Source organism: Luteibacter sp. UNCMF366Tsu5.1 (assembly GCF_900119235.1).
Taxonomy (GTDB): Bacteria; Pseudomonadota; Gammaproteobacteria; order Xanthomonadales; family Rhodanobacteraceae; genus Luteibacter; species Luteibacter flocculans.
Genome location: NZ_FPIS01000003.1, coordinates 465,828 through 486,436, shown reverse-complemented (window position 1 = coordinate 486,436; position 20,609 = coordinate 465,828). Strand labels below are relative to the sequence as shown.

At 66.7% G+C, this 20,609-nt stretch carries 17 protein-coding genes; 9 read left to right on the top strand and 8 right to left on the bottom strand.

Translation table 11 applies throughout. From position 1 onward, the window contains the following. Window positions 1-12: 12 nt before the first annotated feature. The 4 genes from BT115_RS15835 to BT115_RS15820 form a co-directional block, all read right to left on the bottom strand. Window positions 13-582 carry an L-threonylcarbamoyladenylate synthase gene (locus BT115_RS15835; protein ID WP_072323571.1) on the bottom strand — a complete coding sequence of 190 codons (570 nt, stop codon included), beginning with the start codon at window positions 580-582 and terminating at the stop codon, window positions 13-15. Between the two features lie 5 nt (window positions 583-587). Beyond that, window positions 588-3,125 (bottom strand): DNA topoisomerase I, encoded by a 2,538-nt coding sequence (locus tag BT115_RS15830; RefSeq protein ID WP_072323570.1) that lies wholly within the window; start codon window positions 3,123-3,125, stop codon window positions 588-590. A gap of 100 nt (window positions 3,126-3,225) precedes the next feature. Further along, window positions 3,226-4,380: a DNA-processing protein DprA gene (dprA, locus tag BT115_RS15825; RefSeq protein WP_072323569.1), complete on the bottom strand. Its 1,155-nt coding sequence runs from the start codon at window positions 4,378-4,380 to the stop codon at window positions 3,226-3,228. A gap of 127 nt (window positions 4,381-4,507) precedes the next feature. After that, window positions 4,508-5,662 (bottom strand): LysM peptidoglycan-binding domain-containing protein, encoded by a 1,155-nt coding sequence (locus BT115_RS15820; protein WP_072323568.1) that lies wholly within the window; start codon window positions 5,660-5,662, stop codon window positions 4,508-4,510. A gap of 203 nt (window positions 5,663-5,865) precedes the next feature. On the opposite strand from BT115_RS15820, the gene def reads away from it, so the two are divergent. The 3 genes from def to rsmB are packed head-to-tail and all read left to right on the top strand — an operon-like array spanning window position 5,866 to window position 8,632. Next, entirely contained in the window at window positions 5,866-6,369 is a 504-nt protein-coding gene (gene def, locus BT115_RS15815; protein ID WP_072323567.1) for a peptide deformylase, read from the top strand. A 2-nt stretch (window positions 6,370-6,371) separates the two neighbouring features. Continuing rightward, a complete protein-coding gene (gene fmt, locus BT115_RS15810) occupies window positions 6,372-7,316 on the top strand; it encodes a methionyl-tRNA formyltransferase (RefSeq protein WP_083527521.1) in 945 nt (314 codons plus the stop codon). 8 nt (window positions 7,317-7,324) lie between these two features. Then, window positions 7,325-8,632 carry a 16S rRNA (cytosine(967)-C(5))-methyltransferase RsmB gene (gene rsmB, locus BT115_RS15805; protein ID WP_072323566.1) on the top strand — a complete coding sequence of 436 codons (1,308 nt, stop codon included), beginning with the start codon at window positions 7,325-7,327 and terminating at the stop codon, window positions 8,630-8,632. On the opposite strand, the gene BT115_RS15800 is transcribed toward rsmB, so the two are convergent. Continuing rightward, complete coding sequence (locus BT115_RS15800) at window positions 8,593-9,729, bottom strand: glycosyltransferase family 4 protein (protein ID WP_072323565.1); 1,137 nt, start codon at window positions 9,727-9,729, stop codon at window positions 8,593-8,595. The two genes, rsmB and BT115_RS15800, sit on opposite strands and share 40 nt — an antisense overlap. Window positions 9,730-9,948: 219 nt before the next feature. Here BT115_RS15800 and BT115_RS15795 point away from each other — a divergent pair, with 219 nt between their 5' ends. The 4 genes from BT115_RS15795 to BT115_RS15780 all read left to right on the top strand — a co-directional run bounded on the left by BT115_RS15795 (window position 9,949) and on the right by BT115_RS15780 (window position 14,615). Beyond that, on the top strand, window positions 9,949-11,205 hold the full coding sequence (locus BT115_RS15795) for an O-antigen ligase family protein (RefSeq protein WP_255369454.1): 1,257 nt from the start codon (window positions 9,949-9,951) through the stop codon (window positions 11,203-11,205). A gap of 2 nt (window positions 11,206-11,207) precedes the next feature. Next, a complete protein-coding gene (locus BT115_RS15790) occupies window positions 11,208-12,203 on the top strand; it encodes a glycosyltransferase (RefSeq protein WP_072323564.1) in 996 nt (331 codons plus the stop codon). Window positions 12,204-12,351: 148 nt separating this feature from the next. Next, window positions 12,352-14,295, top strand: a complete 1,944-nt coding sequence (locus BT115_RS15785; RefSeq protein WP_083527543.1) for an ArnT family glycosyltransferase — start codon at window positions 12,352-12,354, stop codon at window positions 14,293-14,295. Further along, on the top strand, window positions 14,292-14,615 hold the full coding sequence (locus tag BT115_RS15780) for a tetratricopeptide repeat protein (protein ID WP_072323562.1): 324 nt from the start codon (window positions 14,292-14,294) through the stop codon (window positions 14,613-14,615). The genes BT115_RS15785 and BT115_RS15780 overlap by 4 nt, the downstream gene beginning before the upstream one ends. Here the strand turns inward: BT115_RS15780 and BT115_RS15775 are convergent. Further along, window positions 14,590-15,495 carry an LpxL/LpxP family acyltransferase gene (locus BT115_RS15775; protein WP_072323561.1) on the bottom strand — a complete coding sequence of 302 codons (906 nt, stop codon included), beginning with the start codon at window positions 15,493-15,495 and terminating at the stop codon, window positions 14,590-14,592. The genes BT115_RS15780 and BT115_RS15775 overlap by 26 nt on opposite strands. 84 nt (window positions 15,496-15,579) lie before the next feature. Here BT115_RS15775 and dtd point away from each other — a divergent pair, with 84 nt between their 5' ends. Both dtd and rpoD read left to right on the top strand, forming a co-directional pair. After that, window positions 15,580-16,020, top strand: coding sequence for a D-aminoacyl-tRNA deacylase (gene dtd / locus BT115_RS15770; protein WP_072323560.1), 441 nt, complete (start codon window positions 15,580-15,582; stop codon window positions 16,018-16,020). A 160-nt stretch (window positions 16,021-16,180) separates the two neighbouring features. Continuing rightward, window positions 16,181-18,040, top strand: a complete 1,860-nt coding sequence (gene rpoD, locus BT115_RS15765) for an RNA polymerase sigma factor RpoD (protein WP_072323559.1) — start codon at window positions 16,181-16,183, stop codon at window positions 18,038-18,040. Window positions 18,041-18,117: 77 nt separating this feature from the next. Here the strand turns inward: rpoD and BT115_RS15760 are convergent, their stop codons facing one another. Both BT115_RS15760 and BT115_RS15755 read right to left on the bottom strand, forming a co-directional pair. After that, on the bottom strand, window positions 18,118-19,713 hold the full coding sequence (locus BT115_RS15760) for a glycoside hydrolase family 30 protein (RefSeq protein ID WP_083527520.1): 1,596 nt from the start codon (window positions 19,711-19,713) through the stop codon (window positions 18,118-18,120). Continuing rightward, complete coding sequence (locus BT115_RS15755) at window positions 19,706-20,548, bottom strand: helix-turn-helix transcriptional regulator (RefSeq protein WP_072323558.1); 843 nt, start codon at window positions 20,546-20,548, stop codon at window positions 19,706-19,708. The genes BT115_RS15760 and BT115_RS15755 overlap by 8 nt, the downstream gene beginning before the upstream one ends. Window positions 20,549-20,609: the final 61 nt, after the last annotated feature.

Sequence of the window (20,609 nt, the reverse complement as noted above, 5' to 3'; positions counted from 1 at the left end):
ATTCTCCCCCTATCAGGCGCGGATCATAGCGCCGCTGAGGGCGTCCCGGATGATGGTCGGGCGGTCCAATCCGCCCAGCGGGGCGTCCAGCGCGCCGTCCAGCCGCTCACCGAAATAGCGTTCCAGGGTCGCCAGATCGCGCGCGGGAGGCTGCCCGTGCGGGTTGGCGCTGGTGGACACAAGCGGGGCTCCGAAGGCGTGGCACAGCGCTGCCGCCGGTTCATGCGCAGTCACCCGCAGGGCGATGCCGGCATGTGCGCCCGCAACCCAGTAGGGCACGGCGGCACTGCGCGGAAACACCCAGGTATTCGGACCAGGCCATGACGCCAGCACCTGGTCGAGCACCGCCGGGGGCACGGCGTCCCGGTCGATGTATTGCTCGACCTGCTCGAACGATGCCGCGATCAGTAGCACGCCTTGGGTGGCCGGGCGCTCCTTCAGCGCGAACAGGCGCTCGAAGGCATCGCGGTTATGCGGATCGCAGCCGAGCCCGAACACGGCCTCGGTGGGATAAGCGATGACGCCGCCGCGGCGCATGACCTCCGCAGCGGCATCGACGTTGGCCGGAACGAAGCGACGCATATCGATCAATCGGCCTGGGGCGACACCGTCTTCGCCGCGGCCTTCTTGGCGGCCGGCGCTTTCTTGGCGGCGGCCGTCTTCGTCGTCTTGGCGGTGGCTTTCTTGGCAGCAGCCTTCTTCGCCGTGGACTTCTTGGCGGTCGCTTTCTTTGCAGCGGCCTTCTTCACCGCCGGCTTCTTCGCCACGGCGTCCTTGGTCGCGGCCTTCTTCGCAGCAACCTTCTTCGTTGCCGTCTTCTTGGCCGCACGACCACCGCGCGGCTTTTTCACCGGCGCCGCGGCGAGCAGTTCGGCGCACTCCGCCTCGGTCAGCGTCTTCGGATCGCGATCCTTCGGAATGCGCGCGTTCTTCTCGCCATCGGTGATGTACGGACCATAGCGGCCGTTCAACACCTGTACGCCGTTGCCGAAATCGAGAATGGTGCGATTGGCGATCGCTTCCAGTTTCTCCTGCACCAGTTGCAATGCGCGCGGCAGTTCGATGGTGTAGGGATCGTCTTCGGGCTTCAGCGACGCATAGGTCGCGCCCTGCTTCACGAAGGGGCCGAAGCGACCGATGCCGACCGTGACGTCTTCGCCGGCTTCCGACTGGCCGAGCATGCGCGGCAGCTTGAACAGCTCCATCGCCTCGTCCAGCGTGATGGTGTGCATGCTCTGGCCCGGACGCAGGCTAGCGTACGTCGGCTTGGCTTCGTCGTCCTTGCTGCCGATCTGCGCATAGGCGCCGTAGCGACCGAGGCGCACGGACACTGGCTTGCCGGTCTTGGGATCGGTGCCCAGTTCGCGCGCACCGGTTGCCTCGCTGCGGTCGACGGATTCGGTCTTGTCGTCCACCAGCGTCTTGAACGGCTGCCAGAAACGCTCCAGCAGCGGCACCCACGCTTCCTCGCCGCGGCTGACCGCATCGAGTTCGTCTTCGAGACGCGCGGTGAAGTCGTAGTCGACGTACTGGGTAAAGTGCCCCGAGAGGAACTGGCTCACGGCACGACCGACGTCGGTCGGCTTGAAGCGGCGGTTTTCCAGCAGGACGTACTCGCGGCTCAGCAGCACCTGGATGATGCTGGCGTAGGTCGAGGGACGGCCGATGCCGTATTCCTCGAGCGTCTTGACCAGGCTCGCTTCCGAATAGCGCGGCGGCGGCTCGGTGAAGTGCTGGTCGGCGGCGATCTGCGAGACCGGCACCACGTCGCCCTGGGCGAGACGCGGCAGGCGGCGCTGATCCTCGTCGTCGTCCGTCTTCTGGTCGCGCCCTTCCTCGTACACCGCGAGAAAGCCCGGGTCGATGACCGTCGTGCCGCTGGCGCGGAAGGCGGAATCGGCCACCGGGAATTCCACGGACACCGTGTTGAGCGTGGCGTGGATCATCTGGCAAGCGACGGTGCGCTTCCAGATCAACTCGTAGAGCTTGCGCTGATCGTCGTTCAGGAACGACGCCACACTGCGCGGCGTGCGCATGGCCGAGGTGGGACGCACGGCTTCGTGCGCTTCCTGGGCGTTCTTCGACTTGGACTTGTAGACCTGGACGCCATCGGGCAGCGCCGATTTGCCGTATTCGCGCCCGATCAGGTCGCGCAGCTCAGCCACGGCATCGTCCGAAAGCGCCACCGAGTCGGTACGCATGTAGGTGATGAGACCGACATTGCCCTCGCTGCCGAGTGCCACGCCTTCGTACAGCCCCTGCGCCACGCGCATGGTGCGGCTCGTGGAAAATCCGAGCTTGCGCGCGGCTTCCTGCTGCAGCGTGGAGGTGGTGAACGGCGGGGCCGGGCGGCGCTTGCGCTCACGGCTGGTGACTTCGCCGACGGTGAACCGACCGCCTGCCGCCTTTTCCAGCGCAGCGCGCGCCGCCATGGCGTCCTGCTCATTGGTCAGGTCGAACTGCTCGAACTTCTTGCCGTGCAGCTTGACCAGACGGGCGTCGAAGGCGCCGTCGGGGTGAGTCAGGTTGGCCTGGATGGTCCAGTATTCGCGTGCCTTGAAGGCTTCGATCTCGAGCTCGCGCTCGACGATCATGCGCAGTGCGGGCGACTGCACGCGGCCGGCCGAAAGACCGCGCTGCACCTTGCGCCAGAGCACCGGGGAAAGATTGAAGCCCACCAGGTAATCGAGTGCGCGGCGCGCCTGCTGGGCGTCGACGAGGTCATGCGACAGCTTGCGCGGATTGGCGACCGCTTCCTTGATGGCGCGCGGCGTGATCTCGCTGAAGACCACGCGCTGCACGTCCTTGCCCTCAAGCAGGCCGCGCTCGCGCAGGATCTCGCTGATGTGCCAGGAGATGGCTTCGCCTTCGCGATCCAAGTCGGTCGCGAGGTAGATGCTGCTGGCCGCCTTGGCCGCCTTCGCGATGGCATCGACGTGCTTTTCGTTGCGGTCGATGACCTCGTAAGCCATGCGGAAGCCGTGCTCCGGATCGACCGCGCCCTCCTTCGGTCGAAGGTCGCGGACGTGGCCATACGATGCCAGCACCTGGAAGTCGGCTCCCAGGTACTTGTTGATCGTCTTGGCCTTGGCCGGCGATTCGACGATGAGGAGGTTCTTTGCCATGCGTTAGCGATTCCAGGGGAGCGCGGGGACGAGTGGACCCCAGCGTATGTATATATTTAGTTGGAAACATATCGCCGTGACGGCTGTCAAGCCGCGGCGATCAGACCACGCGCTGAAAGCGGTTGCCCGGCAAGACCGCGATCTCGCCTTCCAGTTCCAGTATCAGCAGCATCGACGACAGCGCCCCGGGGGAAAGGCCCGTCGTGCCCACCAGGGCGTCCAGAGAGGCGGGATCGTACCCCATGACGTCGAGGAGGCGGCGATATTCCTCATCCTGGCGCCAGTCGAACGAGCCCGTCTTGCGTCTGCTGGCCCCGGCCGTGGCCGTGCTGGCAGGGCCGCCACCTTCGAGCCGGGCCCGCAGCTCGGCACCCAGTTCCATGGCCGCCGGGCCCAGGGCAGCAAGGACGTCGCCCGGCCGCTGGACCAGCCGCGCGCCGTCTTCGATGAGGCTGTGACAGCCCTCGGCCAGGGGGTTGTGGATCGACCCCGGGAGGGCGAATACGTCGCGACCCTGCTCGCCGGCCAGGCGGGCGGTGATCAGCGAACCTGAACGCTGCCCGGCCTCCACGACCACGACACCCAGGCTGAGGCCGGCGATGATCCGGTTGCGCTGCGGGAAATGATGGGCGCGGGCTTTGATACCGGGCGGATACTCGCTGACGATGGCCCCGTGGGCGGCGATCCGCTGGGCCAGCGCATGGTGCTTGCGCGGGTAGACCCGGTCCGGCCCGGTGCCGATGACGGCAATCGTCGGCTCCCCGGCGTCCAGCGCAGCCTCATGGGCCGCGCCATCCACGCCGTCCGCCATGCCGCTGGTCACGAGCAGGCCTCCGGTCGCCAGCTCCGCAGCGAAGCGGCGAGCGTTGGCGAGCCCCGGCTCCCGAGCCTGCCGGGCGCCGACGATGGCGACCTGCGGCCGCAGCAGCAGGGCCGCGTCACCCTTCACGAACAACGCGGCCGGCGCATCGGCAATCGCCTCCAACTGCGGCGGGAAATCCTCGTCCGTGCAACGGAGCAGGCGATGCCCGTCGCCTGCCAGCCAGGCGAGATCGCCGGCCAGGGTGGGTTCGTCGGGTTGCTCGATCCAGGCCCGACCCTCCGCGTCGAGGGGCTCGGGGTGCCGCGCCAGCCAGTGCAGCAGCGACGCGGCGTTGCCGCGTGCGACCAGACCCTCGCGCAGGCGGCGCGCGGTCAGCCCAGGCGTGCGCAGGAGGATCAGCCAGTCACGGTCGTCGTTCAGGGGGTCGGTCATTCGCCCAGTCTACGGGCGCGGCGCGGCATGCCTGTCAGAGCGCACCACCGCATCGGGTCCGCATGGCCGGCGGTGACTAGGTGGTGCGAAGGGGCACGCCGCTCGGGCGCGCCCCGCACGGGCGGTCTTATTCCGGCAGTACCAGCTTGTCGCCCTTGCGCAACGGACGCAGGGCGTCCATCACCAGCGCGTAGCTCACGTGGTCGAACGTGCGGAAGACCATGATGTGGCCCGCGTATTCGTCCGGCAGCTTCACCTTGCGCGACGTGTCGCGGCGGTTGTAGTTGCCACTGACCTCGTCGGCGATGGTCTCGCCCTGGTTCATGACCGTGAAGGTCGTGCCGTTGTCGATACCGTCGGCCGTGCCGGCGGAAATGGACACCACCTGGCGGCTGCCCACGCCGATCATGGCGTCGGCAAAGCCGAGCACGCGAGGGTCGGCCGGCATCGCTTTCGGCGCATGCGGGTAGAAGTACGGATCGTACGGGCTGTCGTCCACCTGCATCAGGCGGTCGCCCTTGCGCACTTCGAGGGTGGAATCCACGAGCACCAGGGTGGTCACATCGCCGTTGGTGGCGATCACCTCACCGGTGCCGATGACCGACACTTCCACGCCGCGATCGTCGCCCTTGCCCACGTGGGTGTCGTGGCGGGTGTCCTCGCGCCAGGGGCTCGGGGCCATGGAGACGTCGCTGTCCAGCTCGTCGGCCACAAAGGAGCCGTGGGACGGGTTGCCGACCAGGTCGGTACCGCCCTCGGAACCGCCGTGGTCGCGGAAGCGATGGGTCGGCCGCACGATCGCCCAGCGCTGGCCCGGCTGCGCCGAATCCAGATCGCGGGCGTAGATCTTGTTGCCCGGCGTGGCACGCAGGTGGCTTTCCTCGAAGCCCACCAGGTACGGCGACTGCTCGACCTCGTCGGCGTTCATCACGCGCATTTCCTTGAGGAACATGCGCAGTTCGCTGAGCGGGATGGCGGTTACCGGCTCGCCTTCCTCGCGGACGCGCGGCTCGAGGCCGATACGCGGGCCGCCACCGGTCATCGAAAGGTTGAGCACATCGCCCGGATAGATGAGGTGCGGGTTGCGCACCTGCGGGTTCGCCTGCCAGATCTCCGGCCACAGCCACGGCTTGCTCAGGAAGCGCGCCGAGATGTCCCACAGGGTGTCGCCGCGGCGCACGGTGTAGGTGTCAGGGTGGTTCGGGCGAAGCTGGGACGCTGCCGCATAGACGGCCACGGTAAAAAACATGCCGCCAAGCAGCATGGCGAACTTCTTGATCATGCGGGTTTTCCCCCTTCCCCGGTGCTGGCGCGAGTGTAACCGAAACGTTAACGGGCACAATACGCAACGGCGCTCGCCCGGCCCCCGGCGCGCGCGTAGAATAATGAGCCATCCTAACGCCGCCGCTGCTTGGATTTCGCCGATTTGCCCGCAAATCCGCGGACAAGGCGCCGCAGCGGCCCGCGAACGTTCAAGGTGACACCGTGTCCACCCTCACCATTCTCGAATTCCCCGATCCGCGCCTGCGCACCGTCGCGGCGCCCGTCACCGAGTTCGACGCCGAACTCAAGCAGTTCGTGGCCGACATGTACGAGACCATGTACGCGGCCAATGGCGTCGGCCTCGCTGCTACCCAGGTCAACGTGCATAAGCGCGTGCTGGTGGCCGACATGAGCGACGACCGCAACGAGCCCATGGTGCTGATCAACCCCGAGATCCTCGAAAAGGACGGACAGCAGGTCTACCAGGAAGGCTGCCTCTCGTTCCCCGGCATCTACGCCGACGTGACCCGCGCACTGCACGTGAAGGTCCGCGCGAACGACGTGGACGGCAAGGAGATCGTCGTGGAGGCCGAAGGCCCGTTGGCGGTCTGCATCCAGCACGAGATGGATCACCTGGCCGGCAAGGTCTTCGTGGATTACCTCTCGCCGCTCAAGCGCGGGATGCTGCTCAAGCGGATGGAAAAACAGCGCAAGGCCAGTGCCTGAGCATGGTGGGCCGTCCCCTGCGGGTGGTGTTCGCCGGAACGCCTGATTTTGCCGTTCCCTGCCTCGAAGCCTGCCGCGCCTCCGGTGCGGAGGTCGTTGCGGTATACACGCAGCCCGACCGCCCCGCCGGGCGCGGCCGCAAGCTCGCCGCCAGCCCGGTGAAGGCCGCCGCGCTCGCCGCGGGTCTTCCCGTCGAACAGCCGGAATCCTTCAAGGCCGAAGCGGACCGCGCGCGCCTCGCCAGCTACGCCCCGGATCTGATGGTCGTGGTGGCCTACGGGCTCATCCTTCCGCGCAAGGTGCTTGCCATTCCCCGCCTCGGCTGCTGGAACGTGCACGCCTCGCTGCTGCCGCGCTGGCGCGGCGCGGCTCCGATCCAGCGCGCCATTCTGGCGGGTGACGCCGAGTCCGGCGTCGACCTGATGCAGATGGAGGCCGGACTCGACACCGGCCCGGTGTTGATCGAGCGACGCACCCCTATCGCCCATGACGAAACGGGCGGCAGCCTGCACGACCGCCTGTCTGCCCTGGGCGCCGACGCGCTCGCCGAAGGCCTGCGGCGCACGCTGGCCGGCGAAACCCTCGTGCCGCGGCCGCAATCCGACGATGGCGTCGAGTACGCGCACAAGCTCGACAAGGCCGAGGCGAAGCTCGATTTCGCACAGCCGGCGATCGCGCTCGAGCGCAAGGTGCGCGCCTTCGATCCCTGGCCGGTGGCCGAGGCCGACGTGACCGGCGAACACCTGCGTATCTGGGCCGCCCGCGCCATCGACGGCGTGCCGGGCGCCGAGCCGGGACAGGTGATCGCGGCCTCCCGCGACGGCATCGACATCGCCTGCGCCGAAGGCGCGCTGCGGCTCATCGCCGTGCAGCGTGCCGGTGGGCGCCGGATCAGCGCCGCCGACTACCTCAACGCCCGTCCGGAGCTGAAGCAGGCCGCCTCGTGAGCCGCGCGATGTCCGTGCGCGCGCTGGCTGCCGAGGCGCTTTGCGACATCGCCATCGCCGGTCATTCGCTGCGCGATGTCGCGGATCGCGCCTTGCCACGGCTGCCCGACGCGCGCGACCGCGCGCTGCTCACCGCACTGCTGCACGACGGCGCGCGCTGGTGGCCGCGTTTCGATGCGGCGCTGGATCGCCTGCTGGAGAAACCGATTCGGCGCAACGAGCCCGTCATCCACGCGTTGCTGGTGGTCGGACTGGTGCAGTTGGAGATTCTGGAACTGCCCAGCTACGCCGCCGTCGCGGCAACGGTGGAAGCGGCACGTGAACTCCGTCGGCCGCGTCTTGCCGGCCTGGTGAACGCGGTGCTCCGTCGCTGGCTGCGGGAGCGCGACACATTGAACGCCGCACTCGACGCCACGCCCGCCACACGACACGCCCATCCGGCTTGGCTCGCGGATGCCATCGCGCAGGACTGGCCCGACGCGGCCGATGCGGTGCTCGCCGCGGCGAACACCGAGCCGCCGCTCATGCTCCGCTGCAACCGGCGTCGCGCGCAGCGCGAGTCGCTGGCGGACGCGTTGCGCGCAGCCGGTCAGACGGTCGCACTGCATCCCTGGTTGAGCGATGGGCTGGTCTTGCCGCACAGCACGGACGTCACCCGCCTGCCCGGCTTCGCGGAAGGGTTCTTCGCCGTGCAGGACGGTGCCGCGCAGGTGCCTGCCGATTTGCTCGACCTCGCCAACGGACAGCGCGTGCTCGACGCCTGCGCTGCGCCCGGCGGCAAGGCATGTCATGCCCTCGAACGTGCCGACGTGAGCTTGCTTGCCGTGGAGTCGGAGGCAAAGCGTGCACCGCGCATTCGCCAGAACCTGGAGCGTCTCGGCCTGCACGCGGAGGTGGTCGTCGGCGATGCCGGCGATCCGTCGGCATGGTGGGATGGACGTCCGTTCGATCGCGTGATGATCGACGCCCCCTGCTCGGCCACGGGCGTCATACGTCGTCGCCCGGACGTGCGCCTGCATCGCCGTGCTGCCGACATCGACGCATTGGTGACGCAGCAGGCACGCATTCTCGAGGCCTGCTGGAAAACGCTGGCTCCTGGCGGAACGTTGCTCTACGTCACCTGCTCCCTGCTTCGCCGCGAGAACGAAGGCGTCGTCGGCAACTTCCTCGCCAACCATGACGACGCGTCGGCACGCCCGATCGCCCTTCCCGTCGGACGCGCGGCACGCGTCGGCTGGCAGATCCTGCCGGGCGACGGCGACCTCGACGGCATGTACTACGCGTTGCTGGAAAAGTCCGCCAACAGCGCCGCGTAAACCGCTTCCGTCGCATCCACGAAGCGCGGCATGCCGAAGTCGGCCTCGGCATGGCGGCGTGCGGCAACACCCATCGCCGGCAGGGCGTCCCGTTCCGCCAGCAGGCGACGCAAGGCACCCGCGATGGCGGTGCGATCGCGTGCCGACACGATCCAACCGTCTTCGCCTTGCCGGATGTTTTCGGGCAACCCCGCGTAGTCGCTGACCAGCACGGGCTTGCCCATGGCCATCATTTCGCGGCAGGCAAAAGAGATCGTCTCGACGTCCCAGGACAGCACGAATCCCGCATCCAGCGCGGCGACCATGGGCCGAACGTCGGCCAATCGACCGGTGAAATGCACCTGCTCGGCGATGCCCAACGCATCGATTCGCGCCAGATCCTCGGCGCCCGGCAGGCCGCCCGCCAGCACGACGCGGAAGTGCGCGCGCTGCTCGGGAGCCAGGGATGCCAGCGCCTCGAGCAGGTCCATCCAGCCCTTGTAGCGAGCCGTGCCGGCATTGCTGCCGATCAGCAGCGGCGGAGTCGCCGAAGCGGGCGCCAGCCAGATCGCGCGATGCACTGGGTTCGCCTCGCTGGGCGTGAAGCGCTCGACGTCTACGCCGTTGAATACCGTGGCGACGCGACAGCGTGCATAGGGCGACGCCAGCACCTGCCGCCTTACGAACTCGCACACGGCGATGACCTGATCGGTACCGAAGCGCGAGCGCAAGACATGGCCGAGCCCTGTCATCGGCTTGGAATTGTGCTTGGTCAGCACGATGGGCGGCCGCGGGGCCAGCCCGCGCCGAGCCGCCATCACCAGTCGATGGTCGGCGGAGCCGTTCACGTGAATGACGTCGAAGCGCTCGCGATGCAGATATTCGGCTAAGTGGCGGCGGGCGCGGCGGCGCGCCGGCAGCTTGCCGAGCCCGTTGGGAAAGGGCTGGTCGAGCACCCGTACGCCAGGGATGGCACGGGCTTCGCGATTCAGGCGACTGGTGGGCGGTGCAGCGACGTGCACCTCGTGACGCGCCGCCAGGCCGCGTGCAAGACCGAGGATATAGGTGGTGTGCCCGCCGCCGTCGCCGTCGTGGAAATTGGTGAACAGAAGCTTCATCGGGGCCGGTCGATCCTTAGGGACACTCCGACCAATTATCGCCAGCGCCACCGAGTCTGTCTGTTCGGATGCGGCCGAAGCTGAATTCTGGCCCTCTCGCGTGACTCCGCGGGAGGGCAGCGGCCGTCCGTTAAAGTACCATGCCCCACGCGCTTTCCCCGGCCGCGTGGCCCTGGGACGCGCGGCTCATGCGCCGTCCCGATCCAAGCAAGGTGCCTAGTGCTCGAAAACTCCAACTCCTGGCGCACGTGGATCGTATCGCTGCTGATCGCGCTCATGCCGCTGGCTTTCGCGGTGCCGATCAACGCCAAGGCCGTCGTCGCCCTCGTGCTATTCGCCACCGGCGTGTGGCTGCTGATCCGCCGCGCGGAAACCCGTCGGGCCTTTCGCCGTGCCGCCTGGGTGGTCGGCCCCGCCGCCCTCGCCTTCGCCTTCTGGTTGGTGAACGTGCTCTCGCATGGCGTAGACATGCGCGAGTTCGACGTCACGTCGCACATTCTTGCGTACCTGGTGATCGCGGCCAGTTTCACCGCGCCGTTGCGGACGCCCGTGCTCCGCATCGGGTTCAGCGCCACCGCGGCCGTACTGGGCGGCATCTGCCTCGAGCAGCACTACGTCGAAGGCATCGACCGCGTCTACGGCATCAACAACGGCCTGTGGGGTGCGATAGAGTTCGGGATGTACATCCTCGTGCTGTCGCTCGTGGCCGTTGCACAAGCCTTGCGCAGCGATCTGCGCCGCGGTGAGCGCATCCTCCATGGCGTGTTCGCCCTGTTGGGCCTGTACGGCGCGCTGCTGACCCAGAGCCGGGGGCCGTTGCTGGCCTTCGTGCCCGTATTCATCCTCGTGGTGCTCATCCAGTCGAAGCGGACGGGCCGCTGGCGCGAGGGCCTGCTCTTCCTCGCCGTGGGCGTGGTCGGCGCGATTGCCGCCGCGACGACCTTGCACGGCGAGGTATTCAACCGCTTCGCGGCCGTGCAGGAAGAGGTGTCCACGTACAGCGAACAGGACGCCACGGGTGCGGTGCGTGAACGGCTGGAGATGTGGCGCACCGCCAGCATGGCCGTTCGCGACCATCCGCTGGGCGGCGTGGGGCTCAACCAGTTCGGCAGCTACGCGCGCGCGCGCATCGCCGAGGGCAAGGTGAACGCGACGGTAGAGCGCTACGACCACCCGCACAGCGAATACCTCGAATGGGCGGTGACCGGCGGCCTGCCCGGTCTTGCGGTACTTCTGCTGCTGTTCGGCGGCGCCATCGCCTTCTTCGGGCGCCATGCGTTCCACCGGGAAAACGCGATCGCCATACCGGCCATCGCCGGTCTCAGTACCGTGTGCATGTATGCGCTGTGCGGGTTCACGGATAACGTGTTCTATCGCGCCATGCCGCACTCGCTGTACTTCTTTCTCACTCTCGGGCTGGCCGTCTATGTCGGCCTGATGCTGAATCGTGCTGCCCGCCCGGCGGGAGCGCGCTGATCGTGGCCTCGATCCACCTGATCGCCTGGAACAACGGGCGGGGCCTCAGCCACGACATTCGATTGCTCGACGCTGCGCTGCGCGAACTGGGTCATGCGGTCACGATCACCTCGGTGCCTCGACGCAGCCGCGGGCTACCTTGGCGGGCGTGGTGGGAAACCCTGCGCATGCATGCGCGCTGGCTGGCGGGTCGCGGGCCGCGTCGCTACGACCTGGGCATCACGCTGGAACACGTGCATACCGCCTACCTGCCGCTGGCGCGGCGGAACGCACTGATACCGAACCCCGAATGGCTGTCGCGTCGCGATCGCCGGCAGTTGCACCGCTTCGACGCCATCCTGTGCAAGACCGCCATCGCCCGCGACACCTTCGCGGCACAAGGCCTGCCGGTGCATGTCATCGGGTTTCAAAGCATCGACTGCCGCCGCGACGGCGTGACGCGCGACCGTGCCTTCCTCCATCTGGCGGGCGCCAGCCGCATGAAGGGCACCGAACGCCTGCTCGATGTCTGGCGCCGGCATCCCGAATGGCCGACGCTGCACGTGCTGCAGTCGCCATCCACGGCACGTAGCGAGCGTCCCGCCGCCGCGCCCAACCTCGATCATCGGGTGACTTATGTCGACGACATCGAGGACATCCGCCAACTGCAGAACGCCCACGCATTCCACCTGTGCCTGTCGGAAGCGGAAGGTTGGGGGCATTACATCGTGGAAGCGATGAGCTGCGGCGCCGTGGTACTGGCGACCGATGCCCCGCCGATGAACGAGCTGGTGACGGCCGAACGCGGGTTGCTCGTGGCGGCCCACGAAAGTGGCGCGCTCAATGCTTCGGCCCTCTGGCACTTCGATGAAACAGCGCTGGAAGCCAGCGTCGCGCGGGCCATGGCCATGAGCGACGAGGAACTCGCACGGATGAGCACCGCAGCCCGCACCTGGTACGAAGCGAACCAGGCGGCCTTCGCCGGCAAGCTTCGCGCCGCCATCGATGCGCTCTGCTGAACACCTGCGTTCCGTGCCCTGAGGGCGCGGTCGCGTGTCCACGTCCCGGCGACAGCCATGCCGGTAGGACTGGGGCTTCGGGACGCCAGTCATCCACAGGCGCCCGCGTGCGTTTAGAATTCATGATCATTTAACGGTGACGACGCCCTTGTCCAACAGCGCCTATACCCGAACGGAACACCTCCGCGCCCTCTGGCCGTGGCTGCCTCTCTGGGCGGCCATGGCCTTGCTTGCGATCTTCGCGCACGGACCGATGCCCATGTTCTCCACGCGCACCCTCGCGGTCGCCTGGGAAATGTGGGCGCATGGCCACTGGCTCGTCCCGCACATCAACGGCGAGCCGTACAGCGAGAAAGTGCCGCTGCTGTTCTGGATGATCCACGCGGGCTGGGCGGTGTTCGGCGTCAATGACGTGTGGCCGCGCGTGCTCGAGGTGATCTTCGGCGGCGTGCAATTGGTGCTTGCTTCGCTGCTCGCCAGCCGCCTGTTTCCGGCCCGGCCGTGGGTCGCCAAGGCAACCCCGTGGCTGCTGATGGCGCTGGCTTACTCGTTCCTGTTCGGCCTGCAGATCATGTACGAGGTGCTGCTGGTCGTCTGGGTGCTGGCCGCGCTGCTGTGTCTCACCCCCACGGCCACGCGCGCCGCGCCGCGCTGGTGGCTGTTCGGTCTCATCGTCGGTGCGGGCCTGCTCACCAAGGGACCGGTGATGGCGCTGCACGTCGTGTTCCCGCTGCTGTTCGGCCCGCTGTGGAACGACTGGGCGCGGCAGAACAAGGCGCGCTGGTACGGCTTTGGCCTGCTCGGCCTGTTGATCGGTTTCGCGCTGCTGCTGGCCTGGGCCATTCCCGCGGGCGAGGCAGGCGGCGAGGCGTATCGCCAGCGCCTGTTCTTCACCCAGACCGCCGGCCGCGTGGTGGCCAGCAAGGCGCAGGATCTGCAGAACCACGCCCGCCCGGCGTGGTACTACCTGGTGTTCCTGCCGGTGATCCTGTTCCCGCTGAGCGGCTGGTTGCGCGGCATCGTTGCCGTTCCCACCACGCTGTTCCGCCGCCCCTGGAAGCCCGGCACTGCGGCAGCGCTGTGGGCCGCGGGCGTCGCATTGGTGCTGCTGCTGGCTTCCGCCGCGAGCGGTGCGTTCCCTGGCTGGGTCGACAAGCTGCTGGTGCTGGTGTTCGTGCTGCCGCTGTTCGCGGTGCTCATGCGTCAGCCGCTCGAACCCGGCCTGCGTTTCCTCGTGGCGTGGCTGCTGCCGACCTTGCTCGTTTTCTCGCTGATTACCGGCAAGCAGCTCTACTACGTGTTGCCCGAACTCGCGGGCGCGACCATGCTGGTCGCCGCATCGGTGGCGGACCTGCGCGAACGGCACAAGGGGCTGGCCTCGCATTACGCGTTGGGCACGTGGCCGCTGTCGCTCGGTGCATTCCTCCTCGCCATCGTGCTGTTCGCGATGCCCTCGGTGGTGCCCTCGCGCTTTCCGGACAACATCTGGCTCGTCGGCATGGCGCCGTATGCGCGGTTCTTCGGCGTCATCTTCATCGTGCTCGGCGCACTGCTTCTGCTGCGCGGGCGCGGCGAAATGCGCCGCCTGGCCTTTGCTGGCCTGATCGGCACCGTGGCGCTCAATGCCTTGTTCACCCTCGGCCTGTGGTATCGCTACGACCTGACGCCAGCCTCGCTCTTCCTCGCGCAAGCCGATGCGGCGGGAAGGCCGATCGGCAACCTCGGCGTCTCGTACAACGGCCAGTACCATTTCGCCGGGCGCCTCATGCATCCGATTGCCCGCATCCAAGTCGCGCCGGGCATGCCTACCCAGGTGGACGAGGACGACGATGACGTGGTCCACGACGGCGACACGCTGGACGATTTCGCCCGGCACCATCCGAACGGCGTGATCGTGTCGTACGCCAAGCATCCGCCTGCCAATGCGTTCCGCTATGCGCGGCTGATCCAGCCGTCGCGCACCGGCTGGTTGATGATCTGGGATGCCTCGACGTTGAACGCCCTGCAGAACGGTCGGCAACCGCCGGAGCCGCGCCAGCCGACGCTGCTCTATCCGCAGGACTACTGGCGCACGCGGACCGCGATGCGATGACCGATCCCCTCGTCGATCGGCTGCGTGCACAGATCGGCGGCGTCCGCGATGGCGCGCTGCTGCGGTTTTCGCTCGGCAACGCCCTGCTCGGCGAGGGTGTCTACGGCGAAGCCGCGCAGGCGTTTCGCGATGCGCTGGGCTTCGATCCGGACTACTCCGCCGCGTGGAAGCTGCTGGGCAAGAGCCTGCTCGCCATGGACGACGAGGACGGCGCGGCCAGCGCGTGGCGTTCGGGCATCGAGGTCGCGACGGGTCGCGGCGACATGCAGGCCGCGAAGGAAATGACCGTCTTCCTCAACCGGCTTGCGCGCCCTCGTTGACCTTGTAGGGGTCGGGCCGATCGTGCGCGGTGTAGCGCTTGTAGTGCCACTGGTACTGCGGGAACGCCCGCTCCACGCATTGCTCCACGCCGCGATTGAGCGCGGTGCAGGCGACTTTGAGGTCGGTACTGTCGATGCCTTCCGGCGCCGGCAGCACGTGGATGCGATAACCGGCGCCGTCCGGCAGGCGCTCCGCAAAACTGAAAAGCACGGTCGCTCCCGTGCGCGCCGCCAGCCTCGGCAGCAGGACCATGGTCAGCGCATCCACGCCGAAGAACGGTGCGAACTCGCCCTCACCCTCGCGCGGCTTCTGGTCCGGCAGGATGCCGACCGTGCCACCCGCGCCCAGTCGCTTGAACAGCGTGCGGACGCCAGCGCCCTCTGCACGGACCTGCTCGGGCGCCAGCTTGCCGCGCACCTTGCGCAGCAGCGCCTCGATGGCCTGGATGCGCGGCGGGCGGTAGAGAATCGCCATCGGCGTCTTGCTGCACAGCCAGTAATTGAGCAGCTCCCAGCAGCCGAGATGCGGCGCCGCGATAATCACGCCCTTGCCCGAGGCCAGGGCATCGGCGAACAGCTCGCCGCCTACCACCTCGCGCACCAGGCCCAGCGCCTTGTCGGCACCGCCACCCCAGATCGCGGCCACCTCGGTAACCGATTTGCCCGACTCTTCCATGGTCCGACGCAGCAGGTCCCCACGCTCGGCCTCGGACAGCGACGGCCGGGTGAGCCGCAGGTTCACGGCGCTGTAGCGCGCACTGCGGGAACGCGAACGCAGCGAACGACGGCCGATCCATGCGCCGATCGCATGCACGGTACGCAGGGGCAGCAGGCTGACGAGCCTGAGCAGGAGGTAAAGGAGATAGATGTCCGGGCGCATCCTTGGGAGTGTAACCGCCTACAAAGCGTTCACGTCCCCATCAAAGCCACTTAAGCTTGGCGCCCATCTGCCGCTAGCCTGCCCATGATTGCACTGATCCAGCGCGTCGAATCCGCACGTGTCGAGGTCGACGGCGAAACCGTGGGCGCAATCGGCGCCGGGCTGTTGGCGCTCGTGGCCGTCGAGCCGGGCGATGGCGAAGCCCAGTGCGTGCGCATGCTCGAACGCCTGCGGGGTTACCGGGTCTTCTCGGACGCCGAGGGAAAGATGAATCTCGCCCTGTCCGAGACCGGCGGTGGCCTGCTGCTGGTCAGCCAGTTCACCCTGGCGGCGGACACCCGCAAGGGCATGCGCCCCAGCTTCACGACCGCCGCGCCGCCCGAGGAAGGCCGGCGCTGGTTCGACCGCCTCGTGGCGCTGGCGAAGGCCGCGCAGCCAGGGGTGGAAACCGGACGGTTCGGTGCCCATATGAAGGTTCATCTGATCAATGACGGCCCGGTGACCTTCCGCTTGGAGGTGCGCTGAGGCGTTCCCCTTCCCCTCGTCGACACGCGCGAATGCCAGGCCGAATCGGCCCACTGGCGCGATTCTTGCGTTGCCCCGACGAGTCCGATCCACTTGAAAACTGGTCAAAAAATCATCAAATGACTATACTGATCGGTTCCTGTAACCCGCGGCGGTCGGCATGACTAATAAAGCTCACGAGCAACAGTCTGAAATCAAACAGCTCATCTCCAAGGGTCTGGAGCAGGGCTACCTGACCTACGCCGAAATCAACGACCACCTGCCCGACGACATCGTCGATCCGGAGCAGATCGAAGACATCATGGCGGTGCTCAAGGGCGTCGGCATCGAAGTCCACGATTCCGCACCGGACACCGACACCATCTCCGACGGCGCCGCCCCCGGCACCAGCACCGACGACGAGTCCGCGGCCGAAGAAGCCGTGGCCCTGCTCTCGGCTGTGGACGCGGAGGTGGGCCGCACCACCGACCCCGTCCGCATGTACATGCGCGAGATGGGCACGGTCGAGCTGCTGACCCGCGAGGGCGAAATCGCCATCGCCAAGCGCATCGAGGAAGGCCTGAGCCAGGTCCAGACCGCGCTGGCCAGCTTCCCGCTCACCATCCAGTTGCTGCTCGAGGAATACGACCAGCACGTGGAAGGCAAGCGCCGCCTGAGCGAGATCCTCGCCGGCTTCGCCGATCTCGAGGAAGCTGCCGACGCGGCCCAGGCCGAAGCCGATGCCGCCGTGGAAGTGGATGGCGACGCCGCCGACGAAGAGGAAGAAGTCGAGGCCGCTACCGAGGACGAGGACACCGGCCCGACCGGTCCCGACCCGGAAGAAGTGAAGCGCCGCATGGAAGAACTGCGCTCGCTGCACGCCAAGTTCCAGAAGGCTGCGCCCAAGGCCGAGATCAACGACAAGAAGGTCGCGAAGATCCGCGAGCAGATGTCGGAAGCCTTCCTCAACCTCAAGCTTCCGTCGGCGCTCATCGACAGCTTCGTGCGCAAGCTGCGCGAAGTGGTGAACGACATCCGTCACCACGAGCGCGTGCTCATGGACATCTTCGTCAAGCAGGTGAAGATGCCGCGCGCCGAGTTCCTGAAGAGCTTCCCGTCCAACGAGGGCAACCTCGAGTGGGCCGCCGAGCTGTCGCGCAAGCGCCAGAAGTGGTCGCCGAACATCAAGAACTTCCGCGAGGCCATCGACGCGGAGCAGGAAAAGCTCGCCCAGATCGAGCGCACCCTGTACCTGCCGCTGACCGACATCAAGGAAATCAACCGCGCCATGTCCGTCGGTGAGGCGAAAGCTCGCCGCGCCAAGAAGGAAATGGTCGAGGCCAACCTGCGCCTCGTGATCTCCATCGCCAAGAAGTACACCAACCGCGGCCTGCAGTTCCTCGACCTCATCCAGGAAGGCAACATCGGCCTGATGAAGGCGGTGGACAAGTTCGAATACCGTCGCGGGTACAAGTTCTCGACCTACGCCACGTGGTGGATCCGTCAGGCCATCACCCGTTCGATCGCCGATCAGGCGCGCACCATCCGTATCCCGGTGCACATGATCGAAACGATCAATAAGTTGAACCGCATCTCCCGCCAGATGCTCCAGCAGTTCGGCCGCGAGCCGACGCCGGAAGAACTGGCGAAGGAAATGGAGATGCCGGAAGACAAGATCCGCAAGGTCCTGAAGATCGCGAAGGAACCGATCTCCATGGAAACCCCGATCGGCGACGACGAAGATTCGCATCTTGGCGACTTCATCGAAGACACCAATGCCAGCTCGCCCATCGAGTCGGCGACGGAAACGGGTCTCATGGAAACGGTGCGCGACGTGCTGGCCGGCCTCACCCCGAGGGAAGCCAAGGTGCTGCGCATGCGCTTCGGTATCGACATGAACACGGATCACACGCTGGAAGAAGTCGGCAAGCAGTTCGACGTGACCCGTGAGCGCATCCGTCAGATCGAAGCCAAGGCACTGCGCAAGCTGCGTCATCCGAGCCGCTCGGAAACGCTGCGCTCGTTCCTCGACATCGACTGATCGCGGTTCGAGAGGCAGACGAGAAAACGCCCGCGCAAGCGGGCGTTTTCTTTTATGGGTTCAACGCGCCACGCGACTTACTGCACGGTCGGTTGCGCCAGACGGCCAGGCCCCAGCCACTCGAGCCCGCGACGCACCCAGGCCACGACAGGCTCGGGATTCCATACGAAGGTCGCCACGCTTTCGGGTGGCATCTCGTATTCGAAGCGATTCTTCCCCTGCGTTACCGATACACGGCGAGCATGGGTGCGGATGTTGACCATCACGAGCACGATCGATCCGTCCTCGTTACGGAACGCCACGTTGGCGATGCCTTTCTCGGCATCGGTGTCGTTGGATTTGATCCGCACGGCACCTGGCAGAACGAAGCGGCTGAAATGCGCCAGTGCGTAATACTCGTCGTTGCGCGTGACCTCGCCGGTACGCGAGTCGATCTCGATCACGCCATTGCACACGCTGCATCCGCCGAGATGCGGACCATGGTTCTCATCGAGGGCGAGGTTCCAGTAAATCACCCCCCGCGCCCATTGCCGCGTGCCGGTGACGAGAAGATTGCGCGTGAACCACAACAGTTCGCCATTCATGCTCAGCGCCCAGTCGCCGCCCGAGCACTCGGTAATGAAGGTGTCCTTGTCCGGGTGCTCGCGATGCACGCGCCCTTGTTCGTGTTGGCTGCCTTCATAGCAATGCCATGCCACGCCATCGACGTAGCGTGCTGCCGCCGGATTCGACAGCACCGCGAGGGGTTCTTCCGGGTGACTCCAGTTGTGATCCCAGTCGAGGATGCGCGTCTTCGGTGTGCGGTTCGCCAGCTTCGGCCCCAGGTAGTTCCCGATGATGCGCGCACGCGTTTCCGCGTTCATCGGCATGCCCGGATAGGTGATCGGCGAGAAATGCGGCTCGTTCTGCAAGGTCAGCGCGTAGATCGGGATGCCGTACCGACGATAGAGATCGAGGTAGCGCACGAGGTAATCCGCATACACCTCCTCGTACTGTTCGAGCAGTTCGCCGCCGATGAGGTTCTCGTTGGTCTTCATCCATGCCGGCGCGCTCCACGGCGACGCCACGATGAGAAGACCTGGGTTAATCGCCAGCGTCGTGCGCACCGTGGGAATAAGGTCTGGCAGGTTCGCGGCGACGTTGAAGTGGTGAAGGTCGGTATCGGTCTGCCCGAACGAGAGATCGTCGAGGGTGTAGAACTGCGCCGAAAAATCCGATGCGCCGATCGTCAGCCGCATCATGTTGAAGTTGAGTCCCGGCGGCGGGCCGTATAGCTCGCGCAACAGTGCGCTGCGTTTCGACGCGGATAGCTTGTTCTGTATGAGCCACGCCGATGCGTCCGTCATCGCCGCGCCAAAACCGGTGATGGTTTGATAGGTCTGATCCGCTTCGATCACGATATCGGCGGGCGATGCATCCGCCGCGCCCATGGGGATGTCCGGTTGCGATGCGAGTTTGTAGCGGTGGTCCGCCGTACTGAGCCAGAGTGCGACAGCCGGCCGATACATACTGGCGGATGCCGCTGCCTGCGTGAGCGGCACGGGCTCCTCGAAATGCGGCACCGACAACGCGGCGAGCGTGAGCAGCGGGATCAGGGCCAGAAGGGCCGCGATGAAGCGCCTCGCTATCGGGCCGTGTTCGTGGTGCTCATGATGTTCGTGGTGCTCATGCATGGCGTTGCTGTCGACGTGCCTCGATCCACCCGCGAATGCGCGCGGCATCCGCGGGGTCTACCGCGTTGTAGACCAGCATGCCCAAGTCGGGCCGGCCGTCCACGGCAAACGCGGAGTATTCGAGTTCGAGCAAGCCGTGGTCGGGAAGATGCAGGCGCTTGAGCCCTTCACCGTGGCCGCGCACGTCGTTGTCCTGCCACATCGCCTTGAACTCGGGGCTGATGCGCGACATGTCCTCGACGAACTGCCCGATCTCCGCGGTAGCACCGGCACGCGCCGCGTCGGCGCGAAACGCTCCGACGACGAAGCGAGCGACGCTCATCCAATCTTCCTGATGCGAACGCACGCGCTCGTTCGAGAACATCATGCGGATGATGTTGCGTTCCGCGGGCGGCAGCTGCGAGTAGTCCGTAAAGACGGTTGCCGCCGCCTCGTTCCACGCCACCACGTCCCACAACGCGGTGCGGATGATGGCGGGGCTGGCCTCGAAGGCGTCGAGCACGCGCTGCAAACGCGGCGATACGCCCTCTGGTGATCGATAACGCACCTCGGGCGGCCGACCGAGCGCCAGCATGAAGAGATGCTCGCGCTCCGGCTCGGTCAGCATCAATCCCGCGGCGATGCGGTTGAGTACGTCAGCCGACGGTGCGCCGCCCCTGCCCTGCTCCAGCCACGTGTACCAGGTGGGGCTGATGTTCGCCCGCTGCGCCACTTCTTCACGGCGCAACCCTGGCGTGCGCCGCCGGCCGCCGATGACGCCAAAGGCGGCGGGATCAAGCCGAGTACGGCGATCGCGAAGAAAGGTGCCGAGCGGGTTGTGGGGAGACGCGGACATCGCAGCCTGTTGGTCCTTATACCCGGATAACGTCACTACTTTACCGGTATCGGTGTGCGGC

What these genes read in the sequence shown, in the direction of transcription:
- BT115_RS15835 (WP_072323571.1), bottom strand. Translation starts at nt 582, where the DNA reads ATGCGTCGCTTCGTTCCGGCCAACGTCGATGCCGCTGCGGAGGTCATG.
- BT115_RS15830 (WP_072323570.1), bottom strand. Translation starts at nt 3,125, where the DNA reads ATGGCAAAGAACCTCCTCATCGTCGAATCGCCGGCCAAGGCCAAGACG.
- dprA (WP_072323569.1), bottom strand. Translation starts at nt 4,380, where the DNA reads ATGACCGACCCCCTGAACGACGACCGTGACTGGCTGATCCTCCTGCGC.
- BT115_RS15820 (WP_072323568.1), bottom strand. Translation starts at nt 5,662, where the DNA reads ATGATCAAGAAGTTCGCCATGCTGCTTGGCGGCATGTTTTTTACCGTG.
- fmt (WP_083527521.1), top strand. Translation starts at nt 6,372, where the DNA reads ATGGTGGGCCGTCCCCTGCGGGTGGTGTTCGCCGGAACGCCTGATTTT.
- rsmB (WP_072323566.1), top strand. Translation starts at nt 7,325, where the DNA reads ATGTCCGTGCGCGCGCTGGCTGCCGAGGCGCTTTGCGACATCGCCATC.
- BT115_RS15800 (WP_072323565.1), bottom strand. Translation starts at nt 9,729, where the DNA reads ATGAAGCTTCTGTTCACCAATTTCCACGACGGCGACGGCGGCGGGCAC.
- BT115_RS15780 (WP_072323562.1), top strand. Translation starts at nt 14,292, where the DNA reads ATGACCGATCCCCTCGTCGATCGGCTGCGTGCACAGATCGGCGGCGTC.
- BT115_RS15775 (WP_072323561.1), bottom strand. Translation starts at nt 15,495, where the DNA reads ATGCGCCCGGACATCTATCTCCTTTACCTCCTGCTCAGGCTCGTCAGC.
- dtd (WP_072323560.1), top strand. Translation starts at nt 15,580, where the DNA reads ATGATTGCACTGATCCAGCGCGTCGAATCCGCACGTGTCGAGGTCGAC.
- rpoD (WP_072323559.1), top strand. Translation starts at nt 16,181, where the DNA reads ATGACTAATAAAGCTCACGAGCAACAGTCTGAAATCAAACAGCTCATC.
- BT115_RS15760 (WP_083527520.1), bottom strand. Translation starts at nt 19,713, where the DNA reads ATGCATGAGCACCACGAACATCATGAGCACCACGAACACGGCCCGATA.
- BT115_RS15755 (WP_072323558.1), bottom strand. Translation starts at nt 20,548, where the DNA reads ATGTCCGCGTCTCCCCACAACCCGCTCGGCACCTTTCTTCGCGATCGC.